Raw genomic sequence first — 22,244 nt, forward strand, 5'->3', positions numbered from 1 at the left:
CACTGATGTGCAGGCCTCTAAGGTGCACCTCCTGAGCCAACAACAAAAGGAATAAATAATGATTTATTTATTCCTTAATAGAATATACAAACTCACTAAGCTAATACCCAAAAATTATTTATAAAATACTTTTTAGAACCATATGCTTCATGGCAGATAGCCCTTCTTTCTCTTGCTGAATGTCGAGCGTGCCATGTCCAAGCCCAGCAAAAACCCTGCAGCGAAATTCCGTCGTCCGCTACTGACCGGCCTGACCGTGGCGCTGGCCCTGTCCTTCGTCCTTCCGGTGCAGGCCCGGGAAACGGTGCGCATCGGTTACCAGAAGTCATCGACGCTGATCACGCTGTTGAAAACCCAAGGCACCCTGGAAAAAACCCTGGGGCAGAACAACATCGATGTGAGCTGGCATGAGTTCTCCAGTGGCTTGCCCCTGCTGGAAGCGTTGAACGTGGGCAACGTCGACATCAGCGCCGACGTCGCCGACACCGTGCCGATTTTCGCCCAGGCCGCGCAGGCGAAGCTGACCTACTTCGCCCAGGAAGCGCCCTCGCCTTCGGCCCAGGCCATCGTCGTGCGCAAGGATTCGCCGCTGCAGCAGCTATCGGATTTGAAAGGCAAGAAAGTCGCGGTGACCAAGGCAGCCGGCTCCCACTATCTGCTGATCGCCGCCCTGAAAAAAGCCGGCCTGCAATTTTCGGACATCGAGCCGGCCTACCTGTCGCCCGCCGATGGCCGCGCGGCTTTCGAGAACAACAAGGTCGACGCCTGGGTCACCTGGGAACCCTTCCTCACCAGCGCACAACGTCAACTGCCGACGCGCACCCTGGCTGACGGCGCAGGCCTGGCCAGCTACAAACGCTACTACCTGACCAGCACTCCCTACGCCAAGGCGCATCCCGAAGTGCTCAAGCTGGTTTACGAGCAACTGCACAAGACCGGCGAATGGGTGAAAACCAACCCCGGTGCAGCGGCAAAAATCCTCAGCCCGTTGTGGGGCAACCTGGATGTGGCGACCGTCGAGACCGCCAACACCCATCGCAGTTATCAGGTGCAGCCGGTGAAAGGCGACCAGTTGGGTGAGCAGCAGAAAATCGCCGATGCGTTTTTTGCCGCGGGGTTGTTGCCCAAGGCGGTGGATGCGAAGGATGTGGAGATCTGGAAGCCGTGAGGACGGTATCCGGGCAACACCAGCATGCCTACCAGAACTTCCATGTGTAAGTCGTGATCAACCGGTTCTCATCAAAATCGGCACCGTAGCGCGTCTTTACCTTGATGTTGCGGCCCTCGAAACCCAACCCCTGGAGCGGACCGCTCTGCACCACATAAGACATGACGAAGTTGCGTTCGCTCTCGACGTTATCCGCAAGGTTCGCTCCACGGTTGATGTCGACGCCGCGCAGATAGCGGGTCATGAACTTTAGGCCTGGCACACCGAGCGCTGCGAAATCGTAGTCATAACGTGCTTGCCAGGAGCGCTCGCTGGCCTTGTAGAAGGCGATGGTCGACCAGTTCACAAGATAAGGCTGTGGCGCGTAGCCATTGAGTAGCGGAAAAGCATCGTCACCAAACATTCGCTGATAGGCGAGCGTGTAGGTGTGTCCGCCTTTTTTCAATGCGGTCATCAGGCCCAACGAACGATTATCGAGGTCGCCCGACAGCTGTTTGCCCTCCTCGCGATTGTTGTAGTAACGGACATCGTTCTTGAGGCTATAGCCGTCGCCAAAACTCAAGGTATAGGCGAGCCCGAGGTAATGCTGGCGGTAGATGTCTTCCAGCTGACCGAAGTAATAGGTGGCGTTGAGTGCAGGGGTAAAGTCATAACGCGCACCGGCAAAGTTGAGCCCATCGCTGCTCTGGGCTGGGCTGTCACCGAACAGGTAGATATCCTCCCGATTGGACGATTCGCGCGTGGAGATCTTCCAGAATCTACCCGCGTTCAAGGTCAGCCTCGACCATTCCCGGGACTCGATGGTGGCCCCTTCAAAGGTGGTGACCAACTGCCTGGAGTCGTCCATGTAGGCCACCGGCAAGGTCGGGCGTTGCTCGCCCACGCGGACTTCGGTGTTGGACATCCGCACTTTGGCGGTCAGGCCGGCACGACCATAGTCACGAACCGGATTCCCGGAACTCTTATCGTAGGGCAACACGGTGTCGGTCGCCCGCCCCCCACCGCCATCGAGCCGATAGGCAAACTGCCCGGCGGCATCAAGACCGAACTGGACCGGGCCATCGGTATAGCCCGACCTGAATTGCAAATCGAAGCCCTGGCTCCAACTGCCGACGCGTGACTGGGGGGCATTGTTCTGTTTGAAGTCCCTGTCGACGTAAAAATTGCGTAGCCCGAGACTGAGATGGCTGTCCTCCAGGGCATCAGCCTTCACTGCGGGAACGATTGCGATGGTCAACAGAGAGCCCAGAGTACCCAGACGAACAGAAGCTTTCATGACGTTTGTTCCTTTCTTCTTGTTGTTATGCAAAAACTCAAATGCAGCGCACAGCCGAGCTCCTGCGAGTAGCACGAGGCTTCGCCGGACCTACTCGGTTTTTTTATGAAAGGCGCAATCGGTGCGATCACGCCGGTGCCAAAAAACGCCTGGAAAAGCGCTAGAACGGATACTGGATCGGATCGCTCGTCAGGCTGACCCACTGACGCTCGGTAAACTCATCGAAGTTCGCCGGCCCGCCGTAACGGCCGCCGTACCCGGAGGCGCCCATCCCGCCAAAAGGCACCTGGAATTCGTTGTTCACCGTCTGGTCGTTTACATGCACCATGCCACTGTGAATGCGCCCTGCCCATTCGTAGCCACGCGTGGCATTGCCGGTATGGATGGCAACCGCCAAACCGTATGGCGATGCATTGACCAGCGCCAGGGCTTCTTCGATGTCGTCGTAGACGACGATAGGCGCGACCGGCCCGAAAATCTCGTCCTTGAACACCGGCATATCCGGCGTAACGCCGATCAACACTGTCGGCCGGTAGCACAGCTCCTTGTATTCCCCGCCCGTCACTAACGTCGCTCCCTGGTGGACGGCGTCTTGCACCAGTCCATGTACGCGGTCGCGCTGTTGGGCGTTGATCAGGGGCCCGAGTTGCACCGCTTCGGTAAACGGATTTCCGCAGGCAAGGCGCTCCGCCCGGTCCTTGAGTTTTTCCGTATAGGCCGCCACCACGCTGCGATGGACAATGTGCCGGCCCGCCTGCATGCAGATCTGTCCCTGATGCAGGAACGAGCCCCAGGCACCCGACGAGCTGGCCGCATCAAGGTCCGCATCCGGGCAAACGATCAATGCATTGTTGCCCCCCAGTTCCAGGGAACATCGCTTGAGTAATCCGCCGCAGGTCTCGGCAATCCTGCGACCCACAGCCGTGGAGCCGGTGAAGGCAACCATCTTCACGCAAGGGTCGCTGACCAGCGCAGAACCGGTTTCTGCCAGCCCGGGAAGCACTTGAAACACGCCTTGCGGCACCCCCGCCAGTTCGAACAACCGTGCCAGCAGCAGACCGCCCGTCACGCTACTGAATTCCGACGGTTTCAACAGCACTGCATTCCCCAGGGCAAGCGCTGGAGCAATCGAGCGCAGGGACAACAGCAACGGAAAATTCCAGGGAGATATGACGGCGACAACACCCATCGGCACCCGACGCCAGATATTGGTACGCCCCGGCATGCTCGAGGGGAACAGTTCGCCATTGGCTTGCATCGGCATGGCGGCAGCCATCTGCAATTGCTCGACGCAAATATTGAGCTCCCACTCGGCCTTGAAACGAGCGCCGCCGCACTCACGGATATTCCATTCGATGAAGCTCTCGGCTTCCTGTTGCAGAAGGCGCGCAGCCTCTCGCAGTATCGCCGCGCGCTGATCGAAGGGGGTGGCCGCCCAGGCTGGTTGGGCTTGTCTGGCGCGCAGGCCGGCGCGTGCAACCTCTGCCGCGCTGGCAATCCCTACGCTTGCCAGGCGCTCGCCGGTGGCGGGCTCGAAAACCGGTATTTCGCGTTCGGCCGATTCCCAGGCTCCAGGATAAAAGCAGGCTTTCCAGCGGTGCTCGGCGATGAATTCGGCAATGGACGGGTATTGATTGTGCAGGTTGGCGGTAGTCATATCAGACATTCTCCGTCGGGCGAGTGTGGGCCAAAGGAAGTTCGGCGGATTTGTGTGAGACCAACAACACGGCAATCACCGCGATCACGCCAGGAAGGGCGAAGACCAGGAAGTTGTGTTCAAAGGGCAAGCTCAGGCTGAACAGAAAGCCTCCCAGCAGCGGCCCTGCGACTGCGCCGCAACGGCCAATCGCCGCGGCCATGCTGACGCCGGTAGAGCGAACCCGGGATGGATAGAGATCGGCGGCCAAGGTATGAACCACTGAGAGGCAGCCAACGGTTGACCCGCCCGCGATCAGCAACAAGGCATAAAGCGTGATCGCGTCAGGCTTGATGCCCAACATTGATATCGATATGGCTGCCAAAGCGAAGAACAGCGCCAGTGTCGCCTTGCAGCCCCAACGATCGGCCAGCACGCCGCTGATCAACGTACCGATCAGGGCCCCCACATTCATCACCACCAGGAACACGATGCTGGACCCCAATGGATAGCCACCGCTACTCATCAACTTTGGCAGCCAGGTGTTCAGGCCATACACCATCAGCATGCACATGCCAAAGCTCAACCACAGCATCAATGTACTGAACCCGCGGCCATTGCCGAACAACGCTGATATCGACGTTTTACCAGCGCCCTCGCCAGCAGGCGACTCCAACACATAGTTCACCGCGCCGGTGGGGTTATGGTCCGGATTGATCTGGCGCAACATCCTGGCCACCTCTGCCTGGCGGCCGCGATGCAACAGATAAGCGACCGACTCGGGTAAGGTCTTGTAGAGCAACGGCAAGGACAATAACGACAGGCCCGCGATATAAAAGGGCGAGTGCCAGCCCAGGAGCGGAATCAGGTAGATGCCGGCCAGACCGGAGAGCAGTCCGCCGATGGCAAAGAAGCTGAGCATCAGGTTGATCAATCGATTGCGGCAAGACCCCGGCGACATTTCCTTGAGAATGGTCACAAGGTTAGGCACAACGCCGCCCAGTCCTGCTCCCGTGAGGAAGCGGCATAAGGCAAAACTGGTAGCGTCGGTGGCAAAGGCGTTGGCCAACGCCGCCAGACTGAACAAGCCAACGCAGAACAGGATAATGCGCCGCCTGCCGAAGCGGTCGGCCTGAGTGCCCAGGGTGACGGCGCCAAACATCATCCCGACCATGGAACTGGCACCGAGCATACCCGCCTCACCTGGCGTCAATGACCATGCGGTCATCAGATGGGGCAACACCGAACCGTAGATGACCAGGTCGTAGCCATCGAACATCATGATGAACGAACACCAGAAAACCAGCAGGTAGTGGAACCGGTTAAGCCGCGCAGAGTTGACGACTTCCAACGCATTGATTGAGCGCATACAGGTTACTCTTATTATTGTCAGGACCCTGGCAGCGGGACTTTGGGCACACTGGGCCGGGAGTATTGCCAAGCGGAGCAGGCCTGCTTCGTTTGCGTTTCCAGACGATATGGATAGAATCCAAATAGATCAAATAGATAGATTTTTCGATTAAATATAAATACAAACTATATGTGGAGGGGGCGGTGATCGACCTCAATCTGGTCCGCGTCTTCGTGACGATTTTCGAAACCGGTAGCGTCAGCGCCGCCGCCGAACGCTTGCACATAACCCAGCCGTCGGTGAGTTACGCCTTGTCCCGCCTGCGTACATTGCTCAACGAACCCCTGTTCAAGCGCAGCCGGGACGGCATGCAGCCCACCTTCCTGGCCACGCAGCTGTACGCGAAATTCCGGTACTCACTGTCGGAGATCGAGCGGGCTATCGCCCAGACCAGCCACTTCGACCCACGGGTTTCAACCCGCGGTTTTCGCCTGGCCTTGTCCGACTTGGGCGAGGTGTTCTTCCTGCCGTACATTCTCAAGGCCCTGCAGGCGCAAGCGCCGGCCACCGAGCTGGAAATCATCCAGATCGACATCGATAAACTGGGCGAGTGGTTGAGTACCGGCAAGATCGACGCCGCCATCTGCAACCGCAGCGACTCACCGCTCAATGCCAACTGTGACCTGATCTTCAGTGAGCGCTATGTGTGCCTGGTGTGTCAGGACCATCCACGCATTGGTGCGACGATGACGATGGAACAGTATCTGGAGGAGAAGCACGTGGTGGTGTCCGCAATGACCGGCCACCACGTGGTGGAGGATCGTTTGCGCGAGTCCGGCTTCGAACGCCAGGTCAGGCTGCGGGTGCCGCACTTCAGTGTCCTGCCGGAAGTCATTTCCGCCAGCGACCTGTTGGTGACCCTGCCCTCACGAGTGGCCACCATGTTCGCCTCCCGCAGCCATACTCGTGTGGTGGAACTGCCCTTCAGCGTTCCGACTATCGAAGTCAGCCTGCAATGGAACGACCACGACAGCGATATCCTTGCCCAACGCTGGTTCTGCGAGCTGTTGAAAGACACCTTGGCCGGACTGTGATGCCTGGCGGAAGGCTGCCGATCGATGAAAACTAAAATAGACAGTTTCTATATCTAATCGAAAAAACCATCTATTTGATCTATTCAATACGACCTCTTACTTTTGAGGCTGACGTTTTGAGAGAGATCATCACGATGGCTTCGGTACATTCCACCACCTACGAACTGCTGCGTCGCCAGGGCATCACCACCGTCTTTGGAAACCCCGGCTCGAACGAGCTGCCGTTCCTCAAGGACTTTCCAGCGGATTTCACCTACATCCTCGGTTTGCACGAGGGCGTGGTGGTCGGCATTGCCGATGGGTTTGCCCAAGCCAGCGGTACCCCCGGTTTCGTCAACCTGCATTCGGCCGCCGGCACCGGTAACGCCATGGGTGCGTTGAGCAATGCCTGGAACTCCCATTCCCCCCTGATCATCACTGCCGGCCAGCAGACCCGCGCCATGGTGGGGGTGGAAGCGCTATTGACCAACGTCGACGCCGCCAACCTGCCCCGGCCGCTGGTCAAATGGAGTTATGAGCCGGCCAGTGCCCAGGAAGTCCCGCACGCCATGAGCCGTGCGATCCACATGGCCTCCCTGTCGCCCCGCGGGCCGGTGTACTTGTCCGTGCCCTATGACGACTGGGCCCGGGAAGCCGATCCACAGTCTTCTCACTTGTTTGAGCGGCGTGTAGTCAGTGCCGGGCTGCCGAGCGATGCCGTGCTGGCGGATCTGCTCGAGCAATTGTCGAACGCCCGCAACCCGGTGCTGGTGCTGGGGCCGGATGTCGATGCGGCAAAAGCCAATGAGCATTGCGTGGCCTTGGCCGAACGTCTTAAAGCCCCGGTGTGGGTCGCACCGTCGGCTCCGCGCTGCCCCTTCCCGACGCGCCATCCGTGCTTTCGTGGCCTGCTGCCGGCAGGCATTGCAGCCATTGGAAAACTGCTGGAAGGTCATGACCTGGTGATGGTGCTAGGTGCACCGGTGTTTCGCTACCATCAATACGATCCGGGACAGTACCTGGCCCAAGGCACGCGACTGATCGCAGTCACTTGCGATCCATTGGAAGCGGCACGAGCGCCCATGGGCGACGCCATCGTCGGCGATGTCGGCTTGATTGCCGCCGCCCTGGCCCAACGGGTGACGCCTTCTTCCCGAGCAACGCCCACAGCCCTGCCACGACCCGAGCCGGTGGAACAATCCGCGGGCCCGTTGCGTCCTGAGGTGGTGTTCGACACGCTTGACGAAATCGCTCCGCACGATGCCATTTACCTGAACGAATCCACTTCCACCACCGCACTGATGTGGCAACGCCTGGAAATGCGCAACCCTGGCAGCTACTACTTCGCCGCGGCCGGTGGCCTGGGCTTTGCCATGCCGGCGGCGGTGGGCGTTCAACTGGCCGAGCCCGAGCGCCGGGTCATTGCGGTGATCGGTGATGGCTCGGCGAACTACAGCATTACCACCCTGTGGACGGCGGTGCAGTACAACGTACCGACGATTTTCATCATCATGAACAACGGGACCTACGGCGCCTTGCGCTGGTTTGCGGGGGTTCTGGAGGTGGAGAATGTGCCAGGCCTTGACGTGCCGGGCATCGACTTCTGCGCCCTGGCCAAGGGTTATGGCATGCAGTCGTTCAAAGCCGATAACCGGGCTCAACTTGAAGACGCGCTGCATCAGGCTCTGGCACTGCACGCACCGGTACTGATCGAAGTCAGCACATTGGCGCCGCAGGGCTGAGGAGCATCATCCATGTGGAACAATGCCCCGCTGAATGTTGCCGACTACCGCGAACTGGCCCGACGACGCTTGCCGAAAATGGTCTTCGATTACCTCGAAGGGGGTGCCGAAGATGAACAAGGCTTGCAGCACAACCGTGACGTGTTCCAGAACGTGCGGTTCAAGTCGCGGCGTCTGGTAGATGTCAGCCAGCGCGATCTCTCGACACGATTGTTCGGCAAGCGCCAGGCACTGCCGCTGTTGATCGGCCCCACCGGCCTCAATGGCGCGTTGTGGCCCGAGGGTGATCTGGCCCTGGCTCGCGCGGCAAGCCGGGCGGGCATACCTTTCGTGCTGTCCACCGCCTCCAATCTGTCCATCGAGGAGCTGGCGCGGCGCTGCGATGGTGAGTTGTGGTTCCAGCTATATGTGGTCCACCGCACCCTGGCCGGCCAGATGGTCGCGCGAGCGCTGGCGGCGGGTTACAAGACCCTGGTGCTGACCACCGACGTCGCAGTCAACGGCTATCGCGAACGCGATTTGCGCAATCGATTCAAGATGCCGATGAGCTACAGCCCCCGGGTGATGCTCGACGGTTGCCTGCATCCGCGTTGGTCACTGGATCTGCTGCGCCATGGCATGCCAGAGCTGGCCAACTTTGTCAGCAGCGAGGCACCCGACCTCGAAGTCCAGGCCGCACTGATGAGCCGGCAGATGGACGCCGGTTTTGATTGGCAGGCGTTGCGCTGGCTGCGTGATATCTGGCCCCACACCTTGCTGGTCAAAGGCCTGCTGGACGCCGACGATGCCGCTCGATGCATCGCCGAGGGCATCGATGGGGTGATTCTGTCCAACCACGGCGCACGCCAACTCGACACCGCCATCTCGCCCTTCGAAGTCCTGGCTGAAACCGTGCGCAAGGTTAGTCGCCCGGTATTGATCGACAGTGGCTTTCGACGGGGCTCCGACATCGTCAAGGCACTGGCCATGGGCGCCGATGCGGTATTGCTGGGGCGCGCCACTCTGTATGGCCTGGCCGCCCGGGGTGAAGCCGGCGTAGATGAGGTGTTGCGCCTGCTCAAGGCCGATATCGATCGGACCCTGGCCCATATCGGCTGCCCTGGCGTGGAACAACTGTCGCCCGCCTATCTCGATCCGCCCCCCACGCCTGCACAGACTGTATCGGCACCCGCCCGGATTCACCCACTGGAACACGCGAGAAAATAATCATGTCTGCCGTCAAGATCACCGGACTCAAGTCCCGAGCTGTGAATGTTCCCCTGGCCTATCCGATTCATACCGCCGTCGGCACTGTCGCCACCGCGCCGTTGGTGTTGTTGGACCTGGCTACCGACGCCGGCGTCACCGGGCATGCCTACCTCTTCGCTTACACACCGTTGGCGCTCAAGCCACTCAAACAGATGGTCGATGACATGGCCAGCCTGATCGTCGATCAGCCGCTGGCACCCAGTGACCTGGAACAGCTGCTCAGCCGGCGTTTTTGCCTGCTGGGTTTCACTGGTCTGGTGCGCATGGCTGCCGCGGGTATCGACATGGCGGCCTGGGATGCCCTGGCCAAGACTCAGGGGCTGCCGTTGGTACAGTGTCTGGGCGGCAGTCTACGAACAGTGAGAAGCTACGACAGCCACAGCCTGGACGGTGAAGCCCTGGCAACGTCGCGTGCCGTCAACGCCGCTGAAGCGGGCTTTCGCGGGGTCAAGACCAAGATCGGCTATGCCAGCCTGGCCGAGGATCTGCGGGTCATTCGCAGCATGCGCCGTGCGGTGGGTGATGACTTCTCGATCATGGTCGATTACAACCAGAGCCTGAGCGTTCCCGAAGCCATCCGCCGGGGTCTGGCCCTGCAGGAAGAAGGCGTGGCCTGGATCGAAGAGCCGACCCTGCAGTACGACTATCTCGGCCATGCACGCATTCGCGACGCCCTGAATGTGCCGATTCAGATCGGCGAAAACTGGTTCGGTCCCGAAGAGATGTTCAAGGCAGTAAGTGCAGGTGCCTGCGACCTGGCGATGCCGGACATGATGAAAATCGGTGGTGTTACCGGATGGCTCCGGGCAAGTGCATTGGCCCAGCAATTCAGCCTGCCGTTGTCCAGCCACTTGTTCCAGGAGTTCAGTGCACACCTGCTGGCGGTCTCCCCCACCGCTGACTGGCTCGAACGACTGGACATCGCAGGCGCGGTCATCGAGCCGACGCTGACCTTCGAGAACGGGCACGCCGTGATCCCGGACTTGCCGGGTGCCGGGATTGTATGGCGCGAAGCCCAGATTGACAGGTTCAGTGTCTGAGGACGCCGACCCGCTTTCCTGGCTTCCCAATGACGGTAGCCAGGTAAGCCCTACACCTGATCCACAACATCCGACTTCGCCGCCGACGCGGTGATCTCTCCGATCTTCTCCAGCCGCGCGCGCACGATGTTCCGGCTGATGCCCAGCAACCTGCCGGTCTGCAATTGATTACCGTGGCAAAAGCGGTAAGCCGTGCGAAACACGGTCTCCTCGATATGCTCATAGAGGTTGGGCAGGTTGGCTTCGAACAGCGCCGTCAGCGCCGACTCAAGATCGATCGGCCCGGGGAGGCTTTGACTGATTTGAACAGGCGCTTCGTTACGGATACCCGAGCTGCGCATGTCCACCAGGTGCAGATCATTGGGTTGCACCAACTGGTTACGGCACACCAGCAAGGCGTGATGGATGGCGTTTTCCAGCTCGCGGATGTTGCCCGGCCAGCTATGGCCCAAGAGCTTGCGCCCAGCTTCGGCGCTCAGAGTCGCGCGGTTGTAGCCCAGGCGCAGGCAATGCTCTTCCATGAAAAACTCGGCCAGCGGCATGATGTCCCCCGGTCGTTCGCGCAGTGCCGGCAAACGGATGGTCGCCACGTGCAGGCGATAGAACAGGTCTTCGCGAAAATGCCCGGCGACCACGGCGTCCGCCAGGTTGACGTTGGTGGCCGCTACCAGCCGTACATCGATCGGGATCGGCGTGCGTGAGCCCAGGCGCACCACTTCGCGTTCCTGCAGCACCCGCAGCAGCTTGACCTGCATGTTCAGCGGCAAGTCGCCGATTTCGTCGAGAAACAGCGTGCCGCCTTCGGCCGCTTCGAACCAGCCGGCCTTGCTGCTGGTGGCGCCGGTGAAGGCGCCTTTCTCATGGCCAAACAATTCGCTTTCCACCAGGGTTTCGGCAAACGCACCGCAGTTGACCGCCACGAAAGGCGCGTCGCCGCGGCGACTCAAGCGATGGATGTGCCGCGCCACCAACTCCTTGCCGGTACCCGTCTCGCCGAAGATCAGTGCATTGGCCTCACTCGGTGCCAGGCGCTCGATGCGTGCCAGCAATTCCTGGGAGCGCGGGTCTTCGAAGACCAGCACCGTGGCGCGTACTGACTTGGTCAGTTCGCGGGCGTGTGGGTGAGTGATGAGCGACATGAGCGGCTATCCGGAGCGAGAGAATAATCCCATAGTGACGTATATTTTTATATTCAAACAATCATAAAAATTCATTTATATAGTCCTTAAAGAAATATCAGTTTTTTGTCGGTGAATAGGCCACAGCCCCCGCCAGCCCGGGCCAGTAGCGCTCCGGAGGGACTGCTGCTCCAGCAACAATCCCTCCGCAAAATCGTTGCCCCCTGTAGGAGCTGGCTTGCCAGCAAAAGCGTCCGTTCAGCGATAAAATATGTCGACTGACCCAACGCCTTCGCTGGCAAGCCAGCTCCTACAGATCGCGGGGGTGTTCGGGTTTACGTCTTTGTCAGTGAACAGCACCATCGCCACAGCAGCCAATTCAGAAATTGATCGTGGTCTGCAGGCCAAAAGTCCGCGGCGCCACATAGGACGTCGGATACACCCCACGCTGGTTGACGATCTGCGACAGCACCTTGTTGGACTGGTCGGTAAGGTTGTTGACGAACCCCGTGACCTGCCATTTCCTGCTGGGCGCCTGATAGGTGACGCGGGCGTTGCCGGTCCAGTAGTCCGGGGTTTCCTGAACCGGATCTTCCTGCACCGTGGCGTTGTGATAGATGTGGCTGCGATAGGCCCAGTCGGTACCGAGGATGACTTGGCCACCGACGGCGAGCGGAATCCGGTAGTCGGTATCGAAGCGGAACGAGGTTTGCGGTGTGCGGTAGAACTTGTTTCCGCTGGCATCCAGGGCTACGCCGCCAATGGTGTATTCGAAGTTGGTGTACTCGGCGTGCAGCAGCCCGAGGCTGGTGGTGACCCGCCAGAACTCGGTGGGCAACGCTTCGACCTCGAACTCGACCCCCTTGACCTTGCCGTCGGAACTGCCGGCGGTGCTGGTAATCGTGGTGCCCGGCACCTGCTGCTGGATATTGAGCTGCAGGTCCTTGATGTCGTAATAGAACAGCGACACGTTGGCGTTCAGGCGCCCGCCGAGCCAGCTGGTCTTGAGTCCCAGTTCGTAATCGGTAAGGGTTTCCGGATCGGTTTCAATGATGGCCTGGTTGACGATGGCCTGGTTGAAACCGCCGGAGCGAAAGCCGGTGGCGATCCGCGCATAGCCGAGAATGTCGTCGGTAAAACGATATTCAGGGGTGATGTCCCAGGTGGTCTGGCTCCAGTCGGCATCCTTGCTCAATGACAGCGGCGCGACCAGCCCGGTACCCGTGACCGAGTCCGGGGTGCCACCAGGTTGCGTGACGACCACCAGGTTCTGGTTGGCGGGGGTGTCCTGGACCGTCAGGGTGGTTTCGGTAATGTCCTTGGATTCCCAGGTCTGGCGCAGGCCCAGGGTCAATGCCGCACGGTCGGTGAAGCGGAACTTGGTGTTGCCGAACAGAGCGAAACTCTTCGCGTCCTGATCCCAGGAACTGCTGCTGTACTGCTCCTGGGTGGTGCCGCTCTTGAAGCGGATCGCGCGGGTGTCGCTGTCGGCCTGCAAGTCGTAGTAATAGGCACCGAGCATCCAGGTCAGGCGCTGATCCGCCGGCGAGCTCAAGCGCAGCTCCTGGGTGAACTGGCGGGACGAGGTATCGCCCAGGGTGCTGGTCTGGTCGAGCAGGGTTCCCGGCGGCACTCCGGCACGCACATCGGTGTCGCCATCGCCGTGGCTGAACGCGGTGATCGAGGTCAGGGTGTTCTCTTCCAGGTACCAGTTCAATTTGAGGCTGAGGCCGACCTGGGTGCTTTCGCCGGTACTCTTGCCGCCCCAGAAATCGCTGCGGTTGTCCGGATCGTCGCCGTAGGGCGGAACATAGGCTCCCCCACCCTGGCGAATGACTCCGTTGGGGTTGGGCGTGGTGACGTTGTTGACGCTGGTGGCGCCGACCAGGAAGTTCGGCGGGTTGCCGGTGTGCAGTTCCCGCACGTTCAGGCTCAGCAGCGCATCAAGGTTGTCGCCGAAATTGCCGAGGAGCTGGAAGCGACCGTTGAAATCTTCCAGCTCCGGTCCGGTTTCATCGGTGACGATGTTGTCCGCCCAGCCATCGCCCTTTTCATAATAAATCGCCGCGCGGCCGGCCAGCTTGTCGTCGACCAGTGCTCCGCCACTGGCGGCCTCGAGGGTTCGCTTGCCGTAGCTGCCGATGCCCAGCTTGGTGTAGCCACTGTTTTCGAAAGTCGGTTTCTTCGAGATAAAATGGATCGCACCGCCAGTGTTGTTCTTGCCCCACAAGGTGCCTTGGGGACCGCGCAAGACTTCGACCCGCTCCAGGTCGAACAGCGGGAAATTCTGATCCCCCTGCAGGCCAATCACCACTTCATCGACGTAGATCGACAGCGGCCCTTCCTGGTTCGCGTTGGGGTCGTTGGTGCCGATCCCGCGCAGGAACCAGCGCGGCTTGCCGGTACGTCCGCCGGTATTGCTGCTGGATTGCGCCGACAGGTTGGGCGCCAGGCGCTCGATATCGGTCGAGGTGGTGATGTCTTTATCACGGATGGCCTCACCGGAAATCGCAGTGATCGGGATCGGTACGTCCTTGATTTTCTCCGAGCGTTTCTGTGCGGTGACCACTACCGTATCGAGCTGATCGTCCTGACCGCCGACCTGTGGGTTCTGCTCGGTGCCGGCCTTGGCCGCAGGTTGCGCGGCGAAGGCCGAACCGGCCAGCAGACTGGCCGCAAGACCACCGATGCATGCGTGGGAGACGGCCTGAGCCAGCGTTTTCTTGAAATAATGCGAAGTGTCCGGAGCGAGCAAAGCAGCGCGGGCTTTGCTCCTTTGTATAGTCAGGCGCGACATTAAGTATTTCCTTTGCAGGCACAGGCAGTTGAAGGGTCTGATAATTAAACTCGAACTTTAAATAGCAGAAACTGTGCCATCTGCTTTTGATGACCTGGAACCCACGCGGCGCTTGAAAGAACGAGCAAAAGCTTCCACAAGTTCATCGCACTTAATGTTGCAAGCCAGGCAACTCGCTGCTGTTTGACTGCTGATTCCCCAGCACCTTACGACCTTGAGTTTTTTCCTTCCTATAAACAGCCGATTCCTACAACCGACGAACTGCGACATTTAAAGATAAGCTAATAACCAAACCCACAAGATCGCCAAAACCCCGTATTTGCTCGCGCCGCAGCCTGCTGCTTGTGGGCTGCCTGCCTGGCAGCAATCGCTTTCGCAAAGTGCTGCCCATGCAGCAGTGTCTCCCCAGGCCGAGCAATAATCCGCCGGCATTCTTATCCACCCCTTCTAAAACCAGCGCGGCTCTTTCCCCTCCTTTAAAAACCTAAAGGTCTTAATACACGGGCTTTCTGCGTACTTACAACGGCATCTAACAACAATAAATATTTAGCATCAGGCAAACAGACAACCTGCATTGAAAAGTTTGGCATGGAGTGTGCTCTAGTGATTAACGTCACTCTTCAACCCCCTTACTCGAGGACGATTCATGAGCACTTCCACCCCCCCTGTAAAGTTGTTCTATACCCGGTGCGGTGCTGCCACTGCCTCGGCACTGGCGATCCGCAAAAACTGGCTGCAACAAGCGTTCGCCGGCCCGGGAACCGAGCTGCATTCCCTGCGCGATTCGGACAGCCTGGCGGTGCGCAACGCCCACTACCATCACCAGCAGAGCGGGCTGTTTCGCGAAGGTGGCAACATCCCGCCGATCTGGGCCAAAGGCAGTGGCCAGGACACTGTGGTCGTCGGCATCACCTGGCTCGATGAGTACCAGGGCATCCTCACCCGCGCCGACAGTGGCATCCGCGAGATCGCTGACCTCAAAGGCAAACGCCTCGGCGTGCCACTGCACAACAACGCGGTGATCGACTTCCAGCGCGGTGCCGCCCAGCACGGCTTTGCCACAGCCCTGACACTGGCCGGCCTGAGCCCTGACGACGCGACCTTCGTCGACCTCCAGGCGCCGAGCTACGACAGCGAAGACGGCCCGCGGAAAATTCGCGAGGAGCGGCCGGACGTGGCGATCGAAGCCCTGGAAAACGGTAGCGTGGATGCGATCTTCCTGCGCTTTGCCCGGGGTTATCGCCTGTCCCAGGACCCGCGCTTCCACCAGCTGATCAACATCAACGAACTGCAGGATCCGCTGCTGCGGGTCAACAACGGCACACCACGCCCGATCACCGTCGACCGGCTGTTCCTCGAGCAGCACCCGGAGCTGGTGGTGCGTTACCTGGCTGTGCTGCTGCGCACCGCCGAATGGGCCGCCGCCCATCACGAGGAAGTGGTGCAACTGCTGATCCCGGAAGACCGCAACGCCACGCCGGCCGAAGTCCTCGGCTCCCACGGCCCGGACGTGCACCTGTCGTTCACGCCCAAACTGACTCCCGAGTACATCGAAGGCCTGACCGTGCAGAAAAATTTCCTGCGCGACTGGGGCTACCTCAAGGCTGATTTCGAGGTCAGCGACTGGATCGTCAGCGGCCCGCTGGAGCAGGCGCAGCAACTCGTCGCCCGGGAAAAAGCCGACGCCGCCGCCTGAAACCTTACTTACGCCTCTACCTGATCTGGAGATCCACCATGTCCGCTTTCGAAACCACCACTGACATCGACCTGGTCGCCTACATCGACCAGGCCCGGGCCGATGCCGTCCACGCCTTTGAAACCCTGCGCGAGAACGGCACCCTGTCCGCCAGCCTGACCTTCCACATCTCCCATCGCATTCCCGGTACCGACCAGTTGCTGGGGATCCGTTTCCCCGGTGGCCTGGCGCGCGACCAGGCGCCGAAAGTCAGCGTCTCGGCGTTTTCGGAAAGCCCCGGCTCGCTGATCAACGAAGCGCGGCTGGAAGCCGACACCGTGATCCATGTGCACACCGCCTGGCTGTCCGCCTGGTCGCTGGCCCACAAGCCGTTCCCGATCCTTTATGTGGCCGCCGCACGACACCTTCTGGCACGGGAAATCCCCAATCATCTGGAACGCACCCGCAGCCCGCTGGAAGTCATCCGCGAGCGTCTCGACCAGCACCCGGAACTGGCACCACCGCCGGCCCTGCTGGAATCCAATGGCGGTGCCAACTTCTGGGGCACGGGCATCCTGAAGACTGCCGAGACCATCCTCTTCGTCGAAGAGGCCGCGCGCTTCCAGGCAATTGCCGAGCAGCTCGGCGGCGCCCAGGTGTACACCCCGGGCGCCCTGGAACTGCAATGGAAACGCACCGGCCTGCTGGAGAAATCCAAAGCCTTTACCGGCTGAATCGGCGGATCCGGGGCGCCGCGCGCCCCTGACCGGCGAGAGGCTGCAGAGCCTGGGTACGCGCTGCGTACCCAAACCATTGGGGTGTGCCCCGCACACCTTCGGGCCCCGTATTCAGAGAGACGCACCCGTGAGCCACGACAACAGCAGAAAACGCCAACTGGCCCTCAACGTATTCCTCCACCGTTTCGGCCATCACCCCGAAGCCTGGCGTCACCCCAGCTCCCAAGGCAACGGCCGCCCGGACCTGGCCTGGTGGATCAACGCCGCCAAGCTGGCCGAAGCCGCGAAATTCGACACCTTTTTCGTCGCCGACTTCATCGGGCGGTCCGGCGACATCACGCCGCAGACCGGACGCGGCGGGCAAAACTATCAGTTCGAACCCTTTACCCTGTTGTCGGCCATTGCCGCCGTGACCGAGCACATCGGCCTGGTGGCGACGGTCAATACCAACTACGACTCGCCCTATCACGTGGCACGTAAATTCACCTCCCTGGACCACCTGAGCGGCGGTCGCGCGGGCTGGAACGTGGTCTCGTCGTTTTCCGAGCACACCGCGAAGAACTTCGGCATCCACGAGCCGCGCTCCCACGAAGAACGCTACGAGCGCGCCGCCGAATTCATCGCCGTCACCAAGGCCCTGTGGGACACCTGGGATGACGACGCTTTCGACAATCCCGACCGCTCGGCCGGGGTGTTCTACGAAACCCGTTCGGCGCATCCGGTCAAGCACAAAGGCAAGTACTTCGACGCCGAAGGCTTGCTGGATTTCCCCCGCCCGCTACAGGGCTACCCGGTCATCGTCCAGGCCGGCAACTCGGAAACCGGGCTCGAATTCGCCGCCCGCGAAGCGGAAATGACCTACGCCTCGGCCCAGTCGCTGGACGTGGCCAAAGCCTATTACGCCAACCTCAAAGGGCGCATGGCGAAATACGGGCGCGACGAAGACCAACTGAAAATCACCCCCGGGTTGTCGGTGGTGGTGGCCGAGTCCGATCAAGAAGCCCTGGACCGCTTCAACGAACTGCAGCAACTGGTGGACGTAAGCAACATCAGCTTTGGCGGCTTCGACCTGTCCGGCTACCCGGTAGACGGCCCGCTGCCCGACCTGCCCTACCAGGCGGAAGCCAACGGCAAGGGCCGCTTCCAGCAACAGCTGGACCTGGCACGTCGGGAGAACCTGTCGATCCGTGAGCTGGTCCTGCGGTTCCGCGTTTCCCGCGGTCACCTGCAGGCCATTGGTTCGGTCAAGACCGTGGCCGACATCATCGAGCAGTGGTTCGTCGAACGCGGCGCTGACGGCTTCAACGTGGTGCCGCCCTACCTGCCCCAGGGCTTCGAGGACTTCACCCGGCTGGTGGTCCCGGAACTGCAGCGACGCGGGATCTTCCGTACCGAGTACGAAGGCAAGACCTTCCGCGAAAACCTCGGCCTGAAACGCCCGGCCAATCCGCGCGACACCCGGAACGCTTGAGCTAACCATGGAAGCCGTACCGACTTCTGCCGCCGGCTGCGGCGCAAGTCGTTTTTCTCACCGACGCTGGAACCGACGCCATGCTGTATTACCTGTTGACTCGCCTGCTGGCGATGATCCCCACGCTGTTCGGGGTCCTGACCCTGACGTTCCTGGTCACGCAATTCGTCCCCGGCGGTCCGGTCGAGCAAGTGCTGAGCAACCTCGACCAGCAGAGCGCCCGCTCCGGTGCCGAGGGCGGCGTAGCCAGCAGCGGCTGGAGCTACAGCGGGCGCCAGGGCATCGACGAGCAACAGGTGGTGCACCTGACGCGGCAGTACGGATTCGATCAACCGGTTGGCGAGCGCTATGTGCAGATGCTGACGAATTTTTTGCATTTCGATCTGGGTGAAAGTTATTTTCGCAACGAGAGCGTCTGGGAGCTGATCAAGTCCAAGCTCGGGGTCTCGGTGTCCCTGGGGATCTGGACCTTTGTCCTGACCTACCTGATCTCGGTGCCGCTGGGCGTGGCCAAGGCGGTGCGCGCCGGCAGCCGCTTCGACCTGATCAGCAGCCTGCTGATTCTCGCCGGCTATTCGATCCCCGGGTTCGTGCTGGGCGTGCTGCTGATCGTGTTGTTCGGTGGCGGTTCGTTCTGGGACGTGTTCCCGTTGCGCGGCCTGACCTCGGACAACTGGGACGAACTGAGCAGCTTCGGCCAATTCACCGACTATCTGTGGCACATCACCTTGCCGGTCGCGGCCTCGGTGATCAGCACCTTCGCCCTGAAAACCCTGCTGACGAAAAACACCTTCCTCGAGGAAATCAGCCGGCAGTACGTGCTCACCGCCCGGGCCAAAGGCCTCTCGGAACGCCGGGTGTTGTGGAAGCACGTTTTTCGCAATGCCTTGCTGCCGCTGGTGACCGGTTTCCCCGGCGCCTTTATCGCGGCCTTTTTCACCGGCAGCCTGTTGATCGAAACCCTGTTCTCCCTGGACGGGCTGGGCCTGCTGTCCTACGAGTCGATCAACAGTCGTGATTACCCGGTGGTCCTGGGCAGCCTCTACCTGCTCACGCTGATCGGCCTATTGACCAAGCTGGTGGGCGACATCGCCTATGTGCTGGTGGACCCACGGATCAAATTCGACGCCCAGGTGGCCTGATGACTTCGCAGACTGTTGCACCGCCCTCGATCTGGCGCCGCCTCTGGCAACGCCCGCCACACCTTCGGACTCCGGTACTGGAAACCGACCTGCCCCCCGCCCCCGTCCTCACACCGGGCCGGCGCGTGTGGCTGCGCTTCAAGCAGCACCGCCTGGGTTACTGGAGCCTGATCATTTTCACCTCGTTGTACCTGTTGAGCCTGGCGGGCGAGCTGATCAGCAACGACAAGCCGCTGCTGATCTACTTCCAGCAGCACTGGTATTTCCCGTTGTTCGAGGACTACCCGGAAGGGGTGTTCGGCGGTCAATTACCGATTCACGCCGACTACAACGACCCGTTTATCCGCGAGCAACTGGCACAACCGGGGAATTTCGCGCTGTACCCGCTCAACCCTTACTACTACGACACCCTCAACTACTTTTCCAACGCCGTGCATTACCCCGGGCCGCCGACCGCGGAGAACCTGCTGGGCACCGATATCGCCGGGTACGACATCATTGCCCGGCTGCTCTATGGCTTCCGGGTCTCGGTGACCTTCGGCCTGGCGCTGACCTTTATCGGCACTGTGCTCGGCGTGTTGATCGGCGCAATACAGGGTTATTTCGCCGGCAAGATCGACCTGTTCACCCAGCGCCTGATCGAGGTCTGGGGGTCGTTGCCGGAGCTGTACCTGCTGATCATCTTCGCCTCGATCTTCGAGCCGAGCCTGATCCTGCTCTGCGTGCTGCTGTCGCTGTTCGGCTGGATCTACCTGTCGGACTTCGTGCGTGCCGAGTTCCTGCGCAATCGCCAGCTGGAATACGTCAAGGCGGCGCGGGCCATGGGCCTGTCCCATGCCCAGATCATCTGGCGGCACATCCTGCCCAACAGCCTGACGCCGGTGATCACCTTCCTCCCGTTTCGCATGAGCGCGGCGATCATGGCCCTGGCCAGCCTGGACTTTCTCGGCCTGGGCGTCGAGGCACCGGCGCCAAGCCTTGGCCAGTTGCTGTTGCAGGGCAAGGAAAACCTCGATGCATGGTGGATCGCCGTGTCGGCCTTCGGCGTGCTGATGATCACCCTGTTGCTCCTGACCTTTATGGGTGAAGCCCTGCGCAACGCCCTGGATACCCGCATCGCCGACAAACCGCTGGCGGAGAACCTCTGATGAGCACGCCCTTGCTGAGCTTGGAACATCTGACGATCAGCCTCGGCAACCGCCGGGTGGTGGATGACCTCAACCTGCAGATCCAGCCCGGCGAACGCCTGGCGCTGGTCGGCGAATCCGGCTCGGGGAAAACCGTGACCGCGCTGTCGATCCTGCGCCTGCTGGCCCAGGCGCGGATTCAAGGCAGCATTCGCCTGGAAGGCCAGGAGCTGCTGGAAAAGACCGAGGCGCAGATCCGGCAGATTCGCGGGCGCGACGTGGCGATGATTTTCCAGGAGCCGATGTCGGCGCTGAACCCGCTGTTCAGCATTGGCGAACAGATCATCGAGACCCTGCAACTGCACGAAGGCCTGACCCCGCGCGAGGCCCGGGCAAGGACCATCGCCCTGCTCGCCCGCACCGGCATTCGCGAGCCGGAACGACGGGTCGACAGCTATCCGCATCAGTTGTCCGGTGGCCAGTTGCAGCGGGCGGTGATCGCCATGGCGCTGGCCTGCCGGCCGAAGCTGCTGATCGCCGACGAACCGACCACCGCACTGGACATGACCGTGCGTGCGCGCATCGTGCAGTTGCTGCTGGATCTGCAGGACGAAGAACTTGCCCGTGGCGATGGCCAGGGCATGGCGATTTTGCTGATCACCCACGACCTCAACCTGGTGCGGCGCTTCGCCCAGCGCGTGGCCGTGATGGAGCACGGCAAGCTGGTGGAGAGCAACGAGACGGCCGAGCTGTTCGCCAACCCCCGGCATCCCTACACCATCAAGCTGCTCAACAGCCGTCCGCAACGGCAGATCGAACCGATCGCCGGCGACGCCGCGACCTTGCTGCAGACGTCGGGGCTGCGCGTGGAGTATCCGAAGAAACGCCCGGGTTGGCGTGGCTGGTTTGGTCACGAGCGTTACATCGCCCTGGAAGGTGCCGAAGTCTCGCTGAAGGCCGGTGAAACCATAGGCGTGGTCGGTGAGTCCGGTTCGGGGAAGTCGACCCTGGCCCAGGCCATCCTCAGCCTGATCCCGGTGCAGGGTGGCGAGCTGGAATTCGACGGCAGCCCCATCAGCCAGCGTACCCGCCAACAAAAGCGTGCCTTGCGCGCCCGGTTGCAGGTGGTGTTCCAGGATCCGTACGGCTCGCTTTCGCCACGGCAGACGGTGGCCCAGATCGTCGGCGAAGGGCTGGCCCTGCACTTCCCCGAACTGAATGCCGCGCAACGTTTGCAGCGCATCGTCGAGGTGTTGGGCGAAGTCGGCCTGCCCACCAGCGCCCTGACCCGTTACCCCCACGAGTTTTCCGGCGGCCAGCGCCAGCGCATCGCCATTGCCCGGGCGCTGGTGCTCAAACCGCGGGTGGTGGTGCTGGACGAGCCGACTTCGGCCCTCGACGTCTCGATCCAGAACCAGGTGCTGCAATTGCTGGTCAGCCTGCAGAAAAAACACGCCCTGAGTTATGTGCTGATCAGCCATGACCTGGCGGTGGTCAACGCCCTGGCGCACCGCCTGTATGTGATGAAGGACGGGGTGATCGTCGAGTCCGGGGACACCGCCAGCCTGATCGCCCATCCCCAACACCCCTATACCCAACGTCTGGTTCAGGCCTCGCTGTAATCCGGTTCATGGAAGTAGTGC

At 60.9% G+C, this 22,244-nt stretch carries 16 protein-coding genes; 11 read left to right on the forward strand and 5 right to left on the reverse strand.

From position 1 onward, the window contains the following. Positions 1–193 precede the first annotated feature (193 nt). A complete protein-coding gene (locus F8N96_RS18355; RefSeq protein WP_150798975.1) occupies positions 194–1,168 on the forward strand; it encodes an aliphatic sulfonate ABC transporter substrate-binding protein in 975 nt (324 codons plus the stop codon). 28 nt (positions 1,169–1,196) lie between these two features. Here the strand turns inward: F8N96_RS18355 and F8N96_RS18360 are convergent, their stop codons facing one another. The 3 genes from F8N96_RS18360 to F8N96_RS18370 form a co-directional block, all read right to left on the reverse strand. Further along, positions 1,197–2,444, reverse strand: a complete 1,248-nt coding sequence (locus tag F8N96_RS18360) for an OprD family porin (protein WP_150798976.1) — start codon at positions 2,442–2,444, stop codon at positions 1,197–1,199. Between the two features lie 160 nt (positions 2,445–2,604). Then, complete coding sequence (locus F8N96_RS18365; protein ID WP_150798977.1) at positions 2,605–4,101, reverse strand: benzaldehyde dehydrogenase; 1,497 nt, start codon at positions 4,099–4,101, stop codon at positions 2,605–2,607. A 1-nt stretch (position 4,102) separates the two neighbouring features. Then, complete coding sequence (locus F8N96_RS18370) at positions 4,103–5,449, reverse strand: MFS transporter (protein WP_150798978.1); 1,347 nt, start codon at positions 5,447–5,449, stop codon at positions 4,103–4,105. Between the two features lie 185 nt (positions 5,450–5,634). Here F8N96_RS18370 and F8N96_RS18375 point away from each other — a divergent pair, with 185 nt between their 5' ends. The 4 genes from F8N96_RS18375 (at position 5,635) to F8N96_RS18390 (ending at position 10,534) form a co-directional block, all read left to right on the forward strand. Next, positions 5,635–6,525, forward strand: a complete 891-nt coding sequence (locus F8N96_RS18375; RefSeq protein ID WP_150798979.1) for a LysR family transcriptional regulator — start codon at positions 5,635–5,637, stop codon at positions 6,523–6,525. A gap of 134 nt (positions 6,526–6,659) precedes the next feature. Next, positions 6,660–8,246 carry a benzoylformate decarboxylase gene (gene mdlC, locus F8N96_RS18380; RefSeq protein WP_150798980.1) on the forward strand — a complete coding sequence of 529 codons (1,587 nt, stop codon included), beginning with the start codon at positions 6,660–6,662 and terminating at the stop codon, positions 8,244–8,246. Between the two features lie 12 nt (positions 8,247–8,258). Further along, positions 8,259–9,452: an alpha-hydroxy-acid oxidizing protein gene (locus tag F8N96_RS18385; protein WP_150798981.1), complete on the forward strand. Its 1,194-nt coding sequence runs from the start codon at positions 8,259–8,261 to the stop codon at positions 9,450–9,452. Between the two features lie 2 nt (positions 9,453–9,454). Continuing rightward, on the forward strand, positions 9,455–10,534 hold the full coding sequence (locus tag F8N96_RS18390) for an enolase C-terminal domain-like protein (protein WP_150798982.1): 1,080 nt from the start codon (positions 9,455–9,457) through the stop codon (positions 10,532–10,534). 50 nt (positions 10,535–10,584) lie between these two features. Here F8N96_RS18390 and F8N96_RS18395 read toward each other — a convergent pair whose 3' ends face one another. Continuing rightward, positions 10,585–11,673, reverse strand: a complete 1,089-nt coding sequence (locus F8N96_RS18395) for a sigma-54 interaction domain-containing protein (RefSeq protein ID WP_150798983.1) — start codon at positions 11,671–11,673, stop codon at positions 10,585–10,587. Between the two features lie 358 nt (positions 11,674–12,031). Continuing rightward, positions 12,032–14,449: a TonB-dependent receptor gene (locus F8N96_RS18400; RefSeq protein WP_150798984.1), complete on the reverse strand. Its 2,418-nt coding sequence runs from the start codon at positions 14,447–14,449 to the stop codon at positions 12,032–12,034. 646 nt (positions 14,450–15,095) lie between these two features. On the opposite strand from F8N96_RS18400, the gene F8N96_RS18405 reads away from it, so the two are divergent. The 6 genes from F8N96_RS18405 (at position 15,096) to F8N96_RS18430 (ending at position 22,223) form a co-directional block, all read left to right on the forward strand. After that, positions 15,096–16,145 carry an ABC transporter substrate-binding protein gene (locus F8N96_RS18405; RefSeq protein ID WP_150798985.1) on the forward strand — a complete coding sequence of 350 codons (1,050 nt, stop codon included), beginning with the start codon at positions 15,096–15,098 and terminating at the stop codon, positions 16,143–16,145. Positions 16,146–16,183: 38 nt separating this feature from the next. Next, the gene (locus F8N96_RS18410; RefSeq protein ID WP_150798986.1) at positions 16,184–16,858 is read left to right on the forward strand and encodes a class II aldolase/adducin family protein; all 675 of its coding nucleotides are present in this window, start codon (positions 16,184–16,186) and stop codon (positions 16,856–16,858) included. Positions 16,859–16,988: 130 nt separating this feature from the next. Next, positions 16,989–18,332, forward strand: a complete 1,344-nt coding sequence (locus tag F8N96_RS18415) for an LLM class flavin-dependent oxidoreductase (protein ID WP_150798987.1) — start codon at positions 16,989–16,991, stop codon at positions 18,330–18,332. Positions 18,333–18,412: 80 nt separating this feature from the next. Then, positions 18,413–19,474 (forward strand): microcin C ABC transporter permease YejB, encoded by a 1,062-nt coding sequence (locus tag F8N96_RS18420; RefSeq protein WP_150798988.1) that lies wholly within the window; start codon positions 18,413–18,415, stop codon positions 19,472–19,474. Next, on the forward strand, positions 19,474–20,622 hold the full coding sequence (locus F8N96_RS18425) for an ABC transporter permease (RefSeq protein WP_150798989.1): 1,149 nt from the start codon (positions 19,474–19,476) through the stop codon (positions 20,620–20,622). Before F8N96_RS18420 ends, F8N96_RS18425 begins: the two co-directional genes overlap by 1 nt. Continuing rightward, a complete protein-coding gene (locus F8N96_RS18430; RefSeq protein WP_150798990.1) occupies positions 20,622–22,223 on the forward strand; it encodes an ABC transporter ATP-binding protein in 1,602 nt (533 codons plus the stop codon). Before F8N96_RS18425 ends, F8N96_RS18430 begins: the two co-directional genes overlap by 1 nt. The last annotated feature ends 21 nt before the right edge of the window (positions 22,224–22,244 follow it).

The sequence above is a fragment of the Pseudomonas fluorescens genome (assembly GCF_902497855.1).
GTDB classification, from domain to species: Bacteria; Pseudomonadota; Gammaproteobacteria; order Pseudomonadales; family Pseudomonadaceae; genus Aquipseudomonas; species Aquipseudomonas fluorescens_BI.

Coding starts and splice junctions, on each gene's coding strand:
- F8N96_RS18390 (WP_150798982.1), top strand. CDS start 9,455: ATGTCTGCCGTCAAGATCACCGGACTCAAGTCCCGAGCTGTGAATGTT.
- F8N96_RS18400 (WP_150798984.1), bottom strand. CDS start 14,449: ATGTCGCGCCTGACTATACAAAGGAGCAAAGCCCGCGCTGCTTTGCTC.
- F8N96_RS18360 (WP_150798976.1), bottom strand. CDS start 2,444: ATGAAAGCTTCTGTTCGTCTGGGTACTCTGGGCTCTCTGTTGACCATC.
- F8N96_RS18395 (WP_150798983.1), bottom strand. CDS start 11,673: ATGTCGCTCATCACTCACCCACACGCCCGCGAACTGACCAAGTCAGTA.
- F8N96_RS18365 (WP_150798977.1), bottom strand. CDS start 4,101: ATGACTACCGCCAACCTGCACAATCAATACCCGTCCATTGCCGAATTC.
- F8N96_RS18410 (WP_150798986.1), top strand. CDS start 16,184: ATGTCCGCTTTCGAAACCACCACTGACATCGACCTGGTCGCCTACATC.
- F8N96_RS18385 (WP_150798981.1), top strand. CDS start 8,259: ATGTGGAACAATGCCCCGCTGAATGTTGCCGACTACCGCGAACTGGCC.
- F8N96_RS18425 (WP_150798989.1), top strand. CDS start 19,474: ATGACTTCGCAGACTGTTGCACCGCCCTCGATCTGGCGCCGCCTCTGG.
- F8N96_RS18430 (WP_150798990.1), top strand. CDS start 20,622: ATGAGCACGCCCTTGCTGAGCTTGGAACATCTGACGATCAGCCTCGGC.
- F8N96_RS18405 (WP_150798985.1), top strand. CDS start 15,096: ATGAGCACTTCCACCCCCCCTGTAAAGTTGTTCTATACCCGGTGCGGT.
- mdlC (WP_150798980.1), top strand. CDS start 6,660: ATGGCTTCGGTACATTCCACCACCTACGAACTGCTGCGTCGCCAGGGC.
- F8N96_RS18420 (WP_150798988.1), top strand. CDS start 18,413: ATGCTGTATTACCTGTTGACTCGCCTGCTGGCGATGATCCCCACGCTG.
- F8N96_RS18370 (WP_150798978.1), bottom strand. CDS start 5,449: ATGCGCTCAATCAATGCGTTGGAAGTCGTCAACTCTGCGCGGCTTAAC.
- F8N96_RS18355 (WP_150798975.1), top strand. CDS start 194: ATGTCCAAGCCCAGCAAAAACCCTGCAGCGAAATTCCGTCGTCCGCTA.